This window comes from Streptomyces sp. NPDC050287, assembly GCF_044459385.1.
Taxonomy (GTDB): domain Bacteria; phylum Actinomycetota; class Actinomycetes; order Streptomycetales; family Streptomycetaceae; genus Streptomyces.
Genome location: NZ_JBITIY010000012.1, coordinates 166,185 through 179,727 on the forward strand (window position 1 = coordinate 166,185; position 13,543 = coordinate 179,727).

Below are 13,543 nucleotides of genomic sequence, written 5' to 3' on the forward strand. Positions count from 1 at the left end.
CGGGTTCGTACGGTGGCTCGGCGCACCTGCCCGCGCGGCGGGGCCGGCGGTGCCGGTACCGGCGGGCGGGGCCTGGTCCTGTCGTGCTCACCGGTGCGGCTCTCCCAGGGGCCCGAGCAGTGCGCGGATCTCGTCGACCGCGTCGACCAGGGTGTGCAGGGAAGTCCGGTAGGTCAGCGCGCTGATGCTCACGGCGCCGGAGGGGATGGCCGGTGAGGTGGCGTAGACGGGCAGGGAGAGGCAGTTGACTCCGCTCTCGTTCTCCTGGTCGTCGACGGCGTAACCGCGTTCGCGAGTGGCCCTCAGGTCTCGGTACAGGCCGGCTGCTGTGCACAGGGTCCGCGGGGTGCGGCGTACCAGGGGCGAGTCGCCGATCCATGCTGCGACCTCTTCGAGGGTGCCCAACTGGTGGGCCAGCAGCACCTTTCCGACGCCGGTGGCGTGCGCCGGGTTGCGGCCGCCGACCGTCGAGGTCAGCCGGACGGCGCCGGTGGGCGGGTCGACCTTGGCCCGGTAGACGACCTCGCGGCCGTCGAGGACCGCGTAGTGCGCCGTCTCGCCGAACCGATCGGCCAGCGCCTCGAGCACGGGGCGGATGCGGACGTGCTCGGGCCGGGCCTCGTGGTGGGCGAAGGCCATGCGCAGGAACTCGTCGCCGAGCACATAACGCCCGCGGGTGTCCTGCCCGGCCAGCCCGGCCCGGCGCAGGGCACCCAGCGCCCGGTGCACGGTCGGCTTGGGGCTGCCGATCGCCCGGGTCAGCTCCTCCAGCCCCACGCCGTCGGGATACCGCGCGAGCTCCTTCAGCACGGCCAGCACCCGGTCAGAGCCCACAAGTCGGCTGCTGTCGGCGCTCGTTGCGCTGTCCTCGCCGGGGGCTGTCGATTCGACGAACGTCTGCGTATGCTGCACGGCGTTCCAAAATCTAGACCTCCGTGTCGGTTATTGGAAGGGACCCAAGGGTGAGGCTCCGCAGCGCGCAGTGGTACGAGGGCCAGGACCGCAACGCCTACATCCACCGGGCGTGGATGCGGCGCGGCGTGCCGGGCGATGCCTTCACCGGCCGCCCTCAGATCGCCATCGCCAACACCGCCTCGGACCTGACCCCTTGCAACGCCCACCTGAACGAGGTGGCCGCCTCGGTCCGGGACGGCGTGTACGAGGCGGGCGGCATCCCGCTGGACCTGCCCGTGGTGTCCCTTGGGGAGACGCAGGTGCGGCCCACGGCCATGCTGTGGCGCAACATGGCGGCGATGGCCACCGAGGAGATGCTGCGGGCCAACCCCATCGACGGCGTCGTCCTGTTGGGCGGCTGCGACAAGACGATCCCCTCGCTGCTGATGGCCGCCGCCTCGGTGGACCTGCCGGCCGTCGTCGTGCCCGGCGGCCCGATGCTCACCGGGACCTTCCGTGGCGCGCCGCTGGGCTGCGGCACCGATGTGTGGCGGCTGTCGGAGGAGGTCCGGGCCGGCACGCTCTCCCAGGAACAGTTCACCCGCTCCGAGTCGTCGATGATCCGCAGCCGCGGGCACTGCAACACCATGGGGACCGCCTCGACGATGGCGTTGGTGGCCGAGGCCCTGGGCACGGTCGTCCCCGGCGTGGCGGGCACCCCCGCCCCCGACAGCCGTCTCCTTGAGGCCGCCCACGGCACCGGACGGCTGGCGGTGGAGATGGTGTCCGCCGACCGGCGTCCGGGCACCTTGCTGACCAAGGCGTCCTTCCACAACGCGATCGTGGCGCTGGCCGCCATCGGCGGCTCCACCAACGCGGTCGTCCACCTCCTCGCCATCGCGGGCCGACTCGGGATCGACCTGTCGCTGGACGACTTCGACCGCATCGGCTCCCGGGTACCTGTCCTGGTCGACCTCCAGCCGGCCGGCCGCTTCCTCATGGAGGACTTCCACCGTGCCGGGGGCCTGCTCGCCGTCCTGCGCGAGGTGCGCGACCTGCTCGACCCCGACGCGCTGACCGTCACCGGCAAGCCGCTGGCGGGCCACCTCGACGACGCCCCCATCTGGGACGGGGAGGTGATCCGTACCCGCGCGAATCCCCTGGTGGCCGAGGGCGGCATCGCCGTCCTGCGCGGCAACCTCGCCCCCGACGGTGCCCTCGTCAAGCCTGCGGCGGCCTCACCGCACCTGCTGCGCCACCGTGGCCGGGCGGTCGTCTTCGACAGCATCGAGGACTTCCACGCCCGCATAGACGCCCCCGACCTCGACGTCGACGCCGACTCGGTCCTGGTGCTGCGCGGCTGCGGACCCAAGGGCTACCCGGGCATGCCCGAGGTGTCGAACATGCCGCTGCCGAAGAAGCTGCTCGAGCAAGGCGTCCGCGACATGGTCCGCGTCTGCGACGGCCGCATGAGCGGCACCGCGTACGGGACCGTCGTCCTGCACGTGGCACCGGAGGCCGCAGCCGGCGGCCCGCTCGCACTCGTACGGACGGGAGACTTCATCGACCTCGACGTCGAGGCCCGCCGCATCGACGTCGACATACCCGCCGACGAACTCGCCCGCAGGACACCCGACGAGGCCACCGTCACCGGCTTCGCCGATCCCCGGCGCGGCTGGGAACGCCTCTACGTAGACCACGTCCTGCAGGCCGACACCGGAGCCGACCTCGACTTCCTGGTCGGCTGCAGCGGTTCGGAGGTGAGCCGTGAATCGCACTGACCGGCGCATCCGACGTCCCGACACCGGGACGAGTCCCTGCTCGCCGCCGACGCCACCGTGCAGGCCCGCCTGAGGGAGGCCGCGCCAGGAACCCCGAAGCCGCCCGCGCCCGGACCGACTCTCCTTCGCCCACGAGGCCTCGCGCTCTCCACTGGTGCCAAAGCCCCTGGGTCCCACCACGAGACGCCTCCCGACTGCCGGCGCCCCGCCCGGGAGATCGGCGCCTACTGGCCGAGCCAGAGGTCCGGGCCGAAGACCTCGTAGTGAATCCTCTCGGCGGGTACACCGTGCCGCAGCAGGTCGCCACGGACCGCGCGCATGAACGGCAGTGGCCCGCACAGGTAGGCGGTCACGTCGGCCGGGATGTGCAGACTGCTCAGGTCGGCCTGGCCGGTCCCCGCCTCCGGTGCCTGGTCGCCGGGCACCTCGTACCAGAGGTGGTGCCGGGCGTTCGGCAGTGCCCGCACCAGGCCGAGCTGTTCCGCGCGGTGCGCGTGGTCGGCGGGGGAGCGGTCGGCGTGGATCACGGTGACAGAGCGCCGGGAACCGGCGGAGGCCAGGTGGTCGAGCATGGCCAGCATGGGCGTGTTGCCGATCCCCGCGGAAGCCAGCAGAAGGGGACCGTTGCCCTCGGGCAGGACCAGGTCGCCGAACGGTGCCGACACGGTGAGTGTGTCGCCCGGCCGCGCGCTTTCGTGGAGCCACGTCGAGACCTCGCCGTCCGGCGTCGTCACGCCGTGGACGCGCTTGACGCTGATGCGCCAATCCGGCCCGCCGGGGGCGGAGGACAGGCTGTACTGGCGGATCTGGCGGGCGCCGTCCGGGAGTTCGACCTGGACACTGACGTACTGGCCCGGACGGAAGGAGACAGTCGGGCGCCCGTCGGTGGGCCGCAGGAGGAAGGAGACGACATCGGGCGTCTCCTGGCGCCGCTCGGCAATCTCCATGCGCTGCCAGACCTCGCCCTCAGTGGCGCCAATCTCCTGGTAGAGGCGCGCCTCAAGTGCGATCAGCGCGTTGGCCATGAGCCAGTAGACCTCGTCCCATGCCGCGGCGACCTCGGCCGTGACCGCGTCGCCGAGCACCTCGGCTATCGCGGCGAAGAGGTGGCGGTGGACGATCTTGTACTGCCCGGAAGTGATGCCCAGTGAGGCGTGTTTGTGCGCGATCCGCGCGAGCATCGCGTCGGGGCGGGCGTCCGGCTTCTCCAGCAGCAGCCCCGCGAACGCGGCGATGGAGCCGGCCAGTGCTTTCTGCTGATCTCCGTTGGCCTGGTTGCCCCGGTTGAACAGGTCCCTCAGCAGCTCGGGATGGGCCTCGAACAGCTTCCGGTAGAAGAGCTCGGTGATGTTCCCGATGGCGGCTCCGACCGCCGGAAGGGTGGCCCGGACGACGGGGGCGGACTGTTCGGAAAGCACTGCGACTCCTGATCGGTAAGGCAATCGGTAAGTTAATCGGTAAGTGATCTGCGTGTTTTGACAGGCAGGTGACCGTGCCCTGGGAGCCCCGGTGACCGGCGTGCGTACCAGGGGCTCGGGGCTATTGCGGTGGAGGTCCGCCCAGCGCGATCAGCACCGGCCCGGTGGGCGAGGTGACGAGGTCGGCCACGGTCAGCGGGTCGAGCGTGGCGTAGAACGCCTCCTGGGCGTCGCGCAGCGCACGCCGCAGACGGCAGGCCCCGCGCAAGGGGCAAGGCGGGTCGTCACAGGAGACGACCTCGTCCTCGCCCTCGAGTTCGCGCACCAGCCAGCCGACCGAGGCGCGCCGGCCGAAGCCGGTCAGAGCGAGACCGCCGCCACGGCCGCGCCGGGCCTCGATCACGCCGAGGTGCCGCAGGCGTGTGATCGCCTTCGCCGCGTGTGTGTGCCGCACGTCCATGGCTTCGGCCACTTCACGGGTGGTGAGCACCTCGTCGTCGGCGCAGACGGCCAGCCGCATCACGGAACGCAGCGCCAGGTCGGTGAACTTCGTCAGTCGCACAGCTCAGACGCTAGCAAATGCGAATGGTAGATTCCTGTTTATCGGCGGCCGTGTCCGTGTGGACTGTGTCACGGACAGGCGGCTCCCCGGTCGGCCGCGAAGGCGCCTTCTTCCGGCACGGCACGGGAACACCGCCGGCACAACGTCGGTGTGGGCCGAGGACGCACACAAGCATGGCGACAGGACGGTGGCAGTGGTGACGGTGGCAGGCGGCGACTCCTCGAACCCGGCCGATGAGGCGCCGGTGCCTCGCATCCTGTTCGACGTCGGAACGGTGGAGGCGCTGGGCCCGGCCCCGACGGGCGCGGTGTGGAGGCTGTCCGAGTCCGGCAGGCAGATCGACGCCAACGTCGTCCGAATCCCGCCTGGGCAGCGCGTCGAGACCCATGCCGAGCCGGATCTGGACGTGCTCCTGCTGGTCGTGGCCGGAGACGGCACCCTGATCACCCCTGAGGGGTCGTCATCCCTGGGCCAGGGCGACCTCGCCTGGCTGCCCCGCGGCTCCACGCGCGGCCTTGAGGCGGGCGAGCGGGGCATGGCGTACCTGACCGTTCACCGGCGCCGGCCCGGCATGCGGATCCAGCCCGCCGGACGGCCGGATCGGGGATCGGACGGGCCGCGTCGTTGAACCGAGATCGCGGTTTCCCGACGACGGAGCTCAGCCGGGCGCGGGCAAGCGGGAAATGTACGCAGGCTCCCTGTGCGGCCGGGCGCAGCCATCGAGCGGCGGCTTGGAGCGGGGACTGTTCCGGCCCGGCCTCCCAGTTCTGGGTCGGTGGGGCTGGAACGCCCGTTCATGGACGGTGCGTTGGTGGTCCAGGCGAGCCCACCCCCGCTTGCTCCGTGGGGAGACACAGGTGCTGGCGCCGTACCCCGCGTCACAGGCCGCCGGCCCCGTAGGGCAGCATCTGCTCACCATCTGCTGATCGTGAGGAGTCGTCATGCGCTCAACCCGCGGTGCCGCTTCAAGTGTGGTGCTCGCCGGCCTGCTGCTGGCGGGCTGCTCACCGGGTGCGCTCGGTGGCGCGCCGGTGCCCGGGACGGGGAGTCCGGCAGCGGCCCCCTCCGGGACGGCATCGGGCGGAACCGATGGATCAGCCATCGCGGTCGGCGCGGGCCCGCAGAAGACGTACACGGTGCAGAGGCAGCCGGCGGCGGGCAGCTGCCACTACCGGACCGAACACGGAGAGCCGCTGGAGGACCCTACGTGCACGCCGGGTGCGATATCCCCGGCGGTCACCCAGTCGAATCTGGCGTCGACGATCTGCCGCAAGGGTGGCTACACCTCCGGCATCCGCCCGTCCACGTCCGTCACCGGCAAGGAGAAGAAGCTCAACGCCGCCTCCTACGGGTACACCGGACGGATGGGGGACGCGGAGTACGACCACCTGATCAGCCTCCAGTTGGGCGGTGACCCCAACGACTACCGCAACCTGTGGGTGGAGCCCGCCGACCCCGGTCACCGGTCAGGGGCCGGGGTCAACAACAAGAAGGACCCGGTGGAGACGAAGCTGCACACCGCGGTCTGCAAGGGCCAGGTCACCCTCGCTGCCGCGCAGAAGGCCATAGTGACCGACTGGACCACGGCCTTGAGCGTCCTCCACGTCACCTGACAACCGTTGCCGGTCTTCAAGCGCGCAGTTGACCGGCGCCATCCGCGTGAGCTGGTGGAGCAGCCGTGGCTCAGCCGGCGGAGCCGACCAGGAACCCGAGTCCCACCACGGCCCCGACGTAGACCAGCACCAGCAGCAGGCTACAGAGAATCAACAGCCAGCCGGTGACGATGCCGAGCAGCGCCAGACCGCGGTCGCGGCCTCCCAGGCGCTTGCCTCGGCGACGGCCCAGATGCCCGGCCGGGACAGCGACAACCCCGAACACGAACACCGCGAAGGTGTAGTAGCCGCCGAACATCAGCCAGAGCATCGGCGTCGCGAAGATGCCCACGATCAGGCCGACGCCCATGCCGGCCGACCAGCAACTGACCCGGGCGGGCGTGTTGCCGGCCTCGGCTGCCGATACGGCTGCCCGCTGAGGACTGCTGCTCATGATCGGTTCTTCCTGTCGGGTTCGGCAGGCCACCCTACGGGAGGGCGGCTTCCCACGGGCCGCGGTCCGTCGTCCGCTCGCCGGCCGTTTTGTCCTCAGTCGGCCGTTTCCGGCTTACCCCCGGTTGCTTTCCCCCAGTGAACTTCGTCCTCGAACGCCCCGCTCCTCAAAGCAATTCCTGCTCGACGAAGGTGCGGAAGGCGCGCGGTGGGCGGCCGGTGAGGCGCTGGACGGTGTCGGTGGTGCGGTCCTCGGCTCCCTCGGCGATGGCGCGGTCCATGCCGGCGAGCAGCTCGGCGAAGTCGGCGGGCATCCCGACGGCCAGGCGGTCGCGCATCTGCTCGTAGGTCAGCTGCCGGTGGGTGACACTCCTGCCCGTCACCTCGGTGAGGACGGCGGCGATGTCGCCGTAGCTCAGGGCCTGCGGTCCGGTGATGACCAGGTCGGTGTTGGGGGCCTGGGCGGCGGTCAGGGCGTGTACGGCGACGGCGGCGATGTCATCGGCGTCCACGAACCCGACACGGCCCTCGCCGGTTGCGGTCAGCAGGGTCCCGTCGGTGCGGATGCTCTGAGCGTGCGGGTGGTCGCCGGTGAAGTTCTGCATGAACCATGAGGGCCGCAGGACCGCCCATGCGTCGAACAGGCCGGGGAGGGCTTGGTGGACCTGCCCGACGGCTGGACCTCCGGAGGGGATCGCGGAGGAGCTGAGCAGCACCGCGCGGCGCAGCCCGGCCGCGCGGCCCTGCCTGAGGAAGGGCAGCATGACGGCGGCCGGCTCACGGGAGCCGAGCGGCGGGATGAGATAGGCGCGGTCCACGCCGTCGAGGGCTTCGTCGAACGTCGCCGGGTCGTTCCAGTCGAAACGTACCGCCTGAGCGCCGTCCACGTCGGTGGCGCGTCGGCCGGCGGCCTTGACGCGGTGCCCGGCCGCCACGAGCCGGGTGACGACGCGGCTGCCGGTGGTGCCGGTGGCTCCGATGACCAGGGTTGTGCCGGGTGTGCTCATCGGCTGCTCCCGGTGAAGTCGCTCATGGAGTCCTGGAGGACCACGAGGGGGTTCCAGTAGTCGCGGTAGTGGGTGATCCTGCCGTTCTCGACGGTGACCACGGCGATGTACGTCATGTCGTAGGGGCTGCCGGTTGCCACCAGCCGGCCCACCGCGCGCATCTCGACCACGATGGTCTGCGCGGCGGTGGTCTGGTGCATCTCCACGTGAGGGAAGTCGTGGAGGTCGATGTGGTCGGGGTAGGCGCGCATGTAGTCGGCGATGGCGGCTTTGCCTTCCAGCCGCTTGGGCCAGCCGTCGGGCGCGAACGGGAACTCGAAGACACCGTGGTCGTCCCAGAGGTCGACCCAGGCGGCGATGTCCTTGTCCAGCAGCAGTTTCAGGCCGTGGCGGTACAGGTCCGCCGGTGCCGTGTTCGTGGTCATGGGTACTCCGTCCCGTACGATGCGGACCGTGGGTCCGTTTCGCTTTCGACAATACGGACCCGGGGTCCGTTTTGCAATCGGAGGAACCGCATGCCCGAACGCAGGCCACGCAAGGACGCAGAGCGCAACCGGGCGGCCGTCCTCGCGGCGGCCGACAGCCTCTTCGCCCGCTGCGAGAGCCCGGAGGCCGTCACCATGGCCGACATCGCGGCAGCAGCCGGCGTCGGCAAAGCGACGCTCTTCCGCGCCTTCGGTGATCGCACCGGCCTGATCCACGCGCTGTACGCGGCACGGCTCGAACCGGTCAGGAACGCCGTCGAAGAGGGCCCGCCGCCCCTGGGCCCGGCCGCCCCGCCACTGGAGCGCGTACCCGCCCTGCTCGACGCGCTGCTGTGTTTCAAGCTGGACAACCGCCACCTCGCCCTGGCTCTGGAGGAGACCGGCAGTGACAGCCCTTACCGGGCCGAACACTACGAACGGTGGCACAGCACGCTGCAAGCCGTACTGGAACGGATTCCCGGTCTCGCCGACAGCGCGTTCACCGCTCACGCACTGCTGGCCGCCACCCGTGCCGATCTCGTCGAGCACCTCGTCGGCCACCAGCGCATGCCGCGGGAGCAACTGCGGGCACACCTCGCGGCGTTCACCGCCCGAATCCTTCAGCCGGGTGCGGCATCGGGCGGCGCGCAGGGGGTGACGTAGCAGCTGGTCCGCTTTGCGGACGGGCCGGGGCCGAGCACCTCGGCGTCGCACCGGTCGTCGATCCCCGCGACACCGTGGTGCTGCGGGTGGACGACGTCCATGTCGACACTGCTCTCGTCGCGGCCGGGCAGTCATGAGGCGCCGTGGGAGGCGCTCCACGCTCCCGGGAGAGAAGGGACGCGTCCTCCACGACCGGTGGATTTGTAAGGTGTCGGCGGTAGTGCGGTGATCTTCTGGAGGCGCAATGACCGTTCTGAACGCTCTCGATGCGACGGAACTCGCGCGGCGCATAAGGACACGCGAGGTGTCTTCTCGTGAGGTGGTGCAGGCGCATCTCGATCGCGTCGAGGCCGTGGATCCGCACGTGCACGGTGTCATCACCCTGCTCGGCGAACAGGCCCTGGCCGAGGCGGATCGGGCCGATGCCGCCGTCGCGCGCGGCGACGACCTCGGTCCCCTGCACGGAGTTCCCTTCACGGTCAAGGATTGCCTCGACACCGCGGGCGTGGTGACCACGCGCGGGTCGCGACTGTTCGCCGACCACGTTCCGGCGGCCGACGCGACTGCCGTGGCGCGGATGCGTGCGGCGGGTGGCGTCCTTCTCGCCAAGACGAGTTTGCCGGAGTTCTCGTACTGGACGGAGACCGACAACCTCCTGGTGGGTCCGGCACGTAATCCCTGGGACCTGCGGCGGACTCCGGGTGGGTCCAGCGGTGGTGAGGCGGCGGCGATCGCGGCCGGCATGTCACCGTTGGGGCTGGGCAGTGACGTGGCGATCTCGGTGCGCGGGCCCGCGCACTTCACCGGCATCGTGGCCATGAAGGCCACCCACGGCCGCGTCCCGTACACGGGGCACTGGCCCCCCGTGCTGCGCCGCTACTGGCATGTCGGCCCCATGGCCCGCACGGTCCGGGACATCGCGAGCGCCTACCGGATCCTCGCCGGCCCCGACGGCGTCGACGGATACGCGACCCTGCCGCAGGACCTCCCCCACGGCCCGGACGGTGCTTCGGTGGTGCGGCGCGTCGGCATGCTGCTGTCGCCCGGGTTCGGCCCGGTCGACACCGACGTCGCGGCCACCGTCCGCTCCGCGTCCGACGCTCTGACCACATCGGGCCTGATCGTCGAGCCGGTCCGGATACCCGTCCTGGAGGAGTACAACGCGACGACCCTCAGCGCGGTCCTGTACACGGCCGAAGTCCTCCCGTTCCTGCGGACGTTGACCGAAGGACACGAAGGCATCCTGCACAGGGTCTCGCACGCCACACTGCGGGCGAGGGAGCCGTCGCCGGCCGAGGTTCTCAGCGCCCAGCAGGTCGTCGAACGCATGCGAGACGAGTTCGCGGCCTTCTTCAGCCGGTACGACGCGCTGCTGTGCCCGGTGGTGACGATCCCGGCACCGCTGCCGGCCCGGCCCAGCCATCTGATCGACGGAACCGAGATCCCGGCGCGGGACGTCATGCGGGCCACCGTGCCGTTCAACCTCACCGGTCTGCCGGCGCTGTCGCTCCCGTTCGGCTCGACCACGGACGGCCTGCCGGTAGGCGTCCAACTGGTCACCACCTGGTACGCCGACGATGCGCTGCTGAGGCTGGCATCGCTCCTGGAGTCCGCGAGCCCGGTCCGCGGACACCGCCCGCCGGTGACCACCGGCCCGACGGACGCCGACTCCTGAGTCGTCGGCGTCGGCAGGAGGTGGCGGTGGGTGGTGGCGGTGAGCGACAGAACGTGCGAACCGGCTCGGTGGACCGCACGGCGCAGGGGGAGCGGACCCGTACCTGAACCGCAGATCCCGTCGCGTCGCTCGCACACTCCGGCGTCGAGCCGTCGGCATGGCGTGGTTCACAAGCGAAGGACGATCAAGGCGGTGTCGTCTGTGTTGCCGGTGATGGGGAGAAGGTCGGCAAGGAGAGCGTCGGCCAGGGTCTCGGGGTCGGAATGCCGGTGGTGGGTGAGGGTGTCCGCGAGCCGGGACAGACTGGCGTCGATGTCCTCGGTACGGCGTTCGATGAGGCCGTCGGTGTACAGGACCAGGGTGGAGCCTTCGACGAACACGGTACGGGCCTGGTGGCGGGTCAGGTGCTCGGGCCGGGCGCCGAGGGGCGGGTCGGTGGCCTGGTCGAGGAAGGTGACGGTGCCGTCGGGGTGGAGCAGGGCGGGCGGGAGGTGGCCGGCACAGCTGTAGGTGATGGAGTGGTCGTCCCAGTCCACGAAGGTTGTCGCGGCGGTGGAGGACTCGGCACCCTCGACAGAACGGGCGTACAGTCCCAGGGCCTCCAGGGCGGGGGCCGGCCCGTCGGCGACGCGGCAAGCCGCGCTCAGGGCGCTGCGCAGCTGTCCCATGACGCAGGCGGCCGGCAGGCCGTGGCCCACGACGTCACCAACGGCGATCGCAAGGTTTCCGCCCGGCAACTCGACCAGGTCGTACCAGTCGCCGCACACGTTCAGGGCACCAATGGCGGGCCGGTAGCGAACGGCCGCCCCATGCTGTCCCGTCGGGCCGGGTGGGGGCAGCATCGCGGCTTGCAGAGCCAGGGCGGTCTCGCGTTCGTGGGCGTGGGCCTTGCGCAGCCGCTCGTTGACCTCCTGGAGTTCACGGGCGCGGGTGTACAGCTCGGCCTCCAGCACACGGGACCGGCTGTCACTACCCGGGCCGCCGAAGGCGCGGATGAGTTCGGTGACCTCCTCGACCCGGTGCACGATCAGCGTGACCTGTCCGTCGGGGCCAAAGACGGGTGCGTTGACCGGGCTCCAGTAGTGCTCCTGCCAGTGGCCGGGGCGTTGGTGATCCTCGATGTCGTAGCGGAGCAGGGCCATGGTGTCGCGCTCGCCGGTGGTCACCGCGCGGAGCATCGACTCCCGGGTCTCGCGCATGCCGGCCGCGGCCGGGTCGTTCGGGTTTTCCGGGAAGACGTCGAAGATGTAGCGGCCCACCAGATGTTCACGACTGCGCCCGGCCAGCCGGAGGAAGTCTTCGTTGGCGTCCGCGTAGACAAGATCGGGGGTGAGCAGCGCCACCATGCCGGGCAGGGCCCGGAAGACCGCCGCATAGTCGATCTGCGGTTCCGTCATGTATTGCCCTGCCTCGGCCCTGAGTGTCAGTTTGCAGATCCACGATATGAGCGAACACGCCATGCGGCGCGGGCACTGCTCCTGCTCGCTCCAGACCGCCGGCATGAGCCGCGCGGGCGGCCTCGGCGCCGTCCTCGCGTGCAACCGGGCGAACGGCAGCGCTCCGTTCATCCTTGTGGATAAGAATCAAGTACACGCCTGTTGACGCGTTCACGGCAAGCATTTAGGTTCCGGGGAAAGCGCTTTCTCCAGGAGGGATGTGGCTCCGGCCATCGGGGCCGTTCATGTTCTCGAACCGACGCATCGTCGTACGACCCGGCCGCATCGTCGTACGACCCTGCCGCATCGAGAGGAGCACTCGCTTCCGGGCCGACCGGCGACCTTCCCAGCGGCAGGTCGGACACCACGACGGCCCGCTGACACGACCGCGGCATGCAGCAGAACACCCAGCATTCGAACGAGAGTGGGAAGACGAATGGAGAGGCGAGGATGAGGCGACCAGTCGCACTGCGACTCCATGCGGCGCTGGCCACGATGGCCCTTGCGGCCGCGACCGGTGCGGTTCTGCCGACACCCGAGGCATCGGCGGCGACCGGCAGTGCCACCGGCTACGCGACCCAGAACGGCGGGACCACCGGCGGTGCGGGCGGGCAGACGGTGCGGGCCACCACGGGAACCGCGATCCATGCGGCCCTGTGCGGCCGGGCCAGTAGCAGCACCCCGATCACCATCCAGGTCGAGGGGATCATCAACCACGGCAACACCAGCAAGGTGTCGGGCGACAGCTGCAACACGGCCGCCGGTGTGATCGAGCTCAAACAGATCAGCAACGTCACGATCATCGGGGTCGGCGGCGGCGCCGTCTTCGATCAGTTGGGCATCCACATTCGCGACGCCCGCAACATCATCATCCAGAACGTGACCGTCCGGAACGTCAAGAAGTCGGGCTCGCCCACGTCCAATGGTGGTGACGCGATCGGCATGGAGCGCGACGTCCGCAACGTCTGGGTCGATCACACCACTCTGGAGGCGTCGGGTGGGGAGTCGGAGGGGTTCGACGGTCTCTTCGACATGAAGGACAACACCCAGTACGTGACCCTGTCCTACAGCATCCTGCGCAACTCCGGCCGCGGCGGCCTCATCGGGTCCAGTGAGAGCGACCTCTCGAACGGCTTCATCACGTACCACCACAACCTGTACGAGAACATCGACTCGCGCGCGCCCCTGCTGCGTGGCGGTACGGCCCACATCTACAACAACTCCTATGTGAGCCTCAACGAGTCCGGCATCAACTCACGGGCCGGGGCCCACGCGAAGGTGGACAACAACTACTTCAAGGACTCCAAGGACGTCCTGGGCACCTTCTACACCGACGCGGCCGGCTACTGGCAGGTCAGCGGGAACATCTTCGACAACGTTTCCTGGTCGAGCCCCGGTAGCGAGAACCACCCCGCCGGCCCCGACCCGCAGTCCAACACCACGGTCAGCATCCCTTACCCCTACACCCTCGACGGCGCCAGTTGCGTGCCGGACATCGTGAGCCGGACCGCAGGCGCCAACAAGGGGCTGAAGGTGTCGGACGGCAGTTGTTAGCAAGCCGGCAGGTGCTGTCGCATGGCCAGTAACCCGGGAGGGGC

General features: G+C 70.2%; 12 protein-coding genes and 1 pseudogene. 6 read left to right on the forward strand and 7 right to left on the reverse strand.

Going from position 1 to position 13,543, the window contains the following annotated elements:
* Positions 1-87: 87 nt before the first annotated feature.
* On the reverse strand, positions 88-912 hold the full coding sequence (locus ACIBK3_RS34850; protein ID WP_399371585.1) for an IclR family transcriptional regulator: 825 nt from the start codon (positions 910-912) through the stop codon (positions 88-90).
* A gap of 50 nt (positions 913-962) precedes the next feature.
* On the opposite strand from ACIBK3_RS34850, the gene ACIBK3_RS34855 reads away from it, so the two are divergent.
* On the forward strand, positions 963-2,675 hold the full coding sequence (locus tag ACIBK3_RS34855; RefSeq protein WP_399371587.1) for an IlvD/Edd family dehydratase: 1,713 nt from the start codon (positions 963-965) through the stop codon (positions 2,673-2,675).
* Between the two features lie 224 nt (positions 2,676-2,899).
* On the opposite strand, the gene ACIBK3_RS34860 is transcribed toward ACIBK3_RS34855, so the two are convergent.
* Complete coding sequence (locus tag ACIBK3_RS34860) at positions 2,900-4,093, reverse strand: globin domain-containing protein (RefSeq protein ID WP_399371588.1); 1,194 nt, start codon at positions 4,091-4,093, stop codon at positions 2,900-2,902.
* 121 nt (positions 4,094-4,214) lie between these two features.
* Positions 4,215-4,655 carry an RrF2 family transcriptional regulator gene (locus ACIBK3_RS34865; protein ID WP_399371589.1) on the reverse strand — a complete coding sequence of 147 codons (441 nt, stop codon included), beginning with the start codon at positions 4,653-4,655 and terminating at the stop codon, positions 4,215-4,217.
* 196 nt (positions 4,656-4,851) lie between these two features.
* On the opposite strand from ACIBK3_RS34865, the gene ACIBK3_RS34870 reads away from it, so the two are divergent.
* Both ACIBK3_RS34870 and ACIBK3_RS34875 read left to right on the forward strand, forming a co-directional pair.
* Positions 4,852-5,283 (forward strand): cupin domain-containing protein, encoded by a 432-nt coding sequence (locus ACIBK3_RS34870; RefSeq protein WP_399371590.1) that lies wholly within the window; start codon positions 4,852-4,854, stop codon positions 5,281-5,283.
* A gap of 313 nt (positions 5,284-5,596) precedes the next feature.
* The gene (locus ACIBK3_RS34875) at positions 5,597-6,268 is read left to right on the forward strand and encodes a hypothetical protein (protein ID WP_399371592.1); all 672 of its coding nucleotides are present in this window, start codon (positions 5,597-5,599) and stop codon (positions 6,266-6,268) included.
* Positions 6,269-6,338: 70 nt separating this feature from the next.
* Here ACIBK3_RS34875 and ACIBK3_RS34880 read toward each other — a convergent pair whose 3' ends face one another.
* The 3 genes from ACIBK3_RS34880 to ACIBK3_RS34890 form a co-directional block, all read right to left on the reverse strand.
* Complete coding sequence (locus ACIBK3_RS34880; protein WP_399371593.1) at positions 6,339-6,701, reverse strand: hypothetical protein; 363 nt, start codon at positions 6,699-6,701, stop codon at positions 6,339-6,341.
* 166 nt (positions 6,702-6,867) lie between these two features.
* A complete protein-coding gene (locus ACIBK3_RS34885; RefSeq protein ID WP_399371595.1) occupies positions 6,868-7,707 on the reverse strand; it encodes an NmrA family NAD(P)-binding protein in 840 nt (279 codons plus the stop codon).
* Positions 7,704-8,132 carry a nuclear transport factor 2 family protein gene (locus ACIBK3_RS34890; protein ID WP_399371598.1) on the reverse strand — a complete coding sequence of 143 codons (429 nt, stop codon included), beginning with the start codon at positions 8,130-8,132 and terminating at the stop codon, positions 7,704-7,706. The genes ACIBK3_RS34885 and ACIBK3_RS34890 overlap by 4 nt, the downstream gene beginning before the upstream one ends.
* A gap of 90 nt (positions 8,133-8,222) precedes the next feature.
* Between ACIBK3_RS34890 and ACIBK3_RS34895 the strand changes: the two genes are divergently transcribed.
* Positions 8,223-8,834 carry a TetR/AcrR family transcriptional regulator gene (locus ACIBK3_RS34895; protein ID WP_399371600.1) on the forward strand — a complete coding sequence of 204 codons (612 nt, stop codon included), beginning with the start codon at positions 8,223-8,225 and terminating at the stop codon, positions 8,832-8,834.
* 304 nt (positions 8,835-9,138) lie between these two features.
* Complete coding sequence (locus ACIBK3_RS34900; protein ID WP_399371601.1) at positions 9,139-10,509, forward strand: amidase; 1,371 nt, start codon at positions 9,139-9,141, stop codon at positions 10,507-10,509.
* 167 nt (positions 10,510-10,676) lie between these two features.
* Here the strand turns inward: ACIBK3_RS34900 and ACIBK3_RS34905 are convergent, their stop codons facing one another.
* Complete coding sequence (locus ACIBK3_RS34905; RefSeq protein WP_399371602.1) at positions 10,677-11,906, reverse strand: PP2C family protein-serine/threonine phosphatase; 1,230 nt, start codon at positions 11,904-11,906, stop codon at positions 10,677-10,679.
* A gap of 489 nt (positions 11,907-12,395) precedes the next feature.
* Here ACIBK3_RS34905 and ACIBK3_RS34910 point away from each other — a divergent pair.
* Positions 12,396-13,496 (forward strand): annotated as a pseudogene (locus tag ACIBK3_RS34910) (polysaccharide lyase family 1 protein); the annotation flags it as partial.
* Between the last annotated feature and the right edge of the window lie 47 nt (positions 13,497-13,543).

Bases quoted from the DNA above. Each gene is read 5' to 3' on its own strand.
- ACIBK3_RS34875 (WP_399371592.1), top strand. From the start codon at position 5,597: ATGCGCTCAACCCGCGGTGCCGCTTCAAGTGTGGTGCTCGCCGGCCTG.
- ACIBK3_RS34880 (WP_399371593.1), bottom strand. From the start codon at position 6,701: ATGAGCAGCAGTCCTCAGCGGGCAGCCGTATCGGCAGCCGAGGCCGGC.
- ACIBK3_RS34885 (WP_399371595.1), bottom strand. From the start codon at position 7,707: ATGAGCACACCCGGCACAACCCTGGTCATCGGAGCCACCGGCACCACC.
- ACIBK3_RS34890 (WP_399371598.1), bottom strand. From the start codon at position 8,132: ATGACCACGAACACGGCACCGGCGGACCTGTACCGCCACGGCCTGAAA.
- ACIBK3_RS34895 (WP_399371600.1), top strand. From the start codon at position 8,223: ATGCCCGAACGCAGGCCACGCAAGGACGCAGAGCGCAACCGGGCGGCC.
- ACIBK3_RS34905 (WP_399371602.1), bottom strand. From the start codon at position 11,906: ATGACGGAACCGCAGATCGACTATGCGGCGGTCTTCCGGGCCCTGCCC.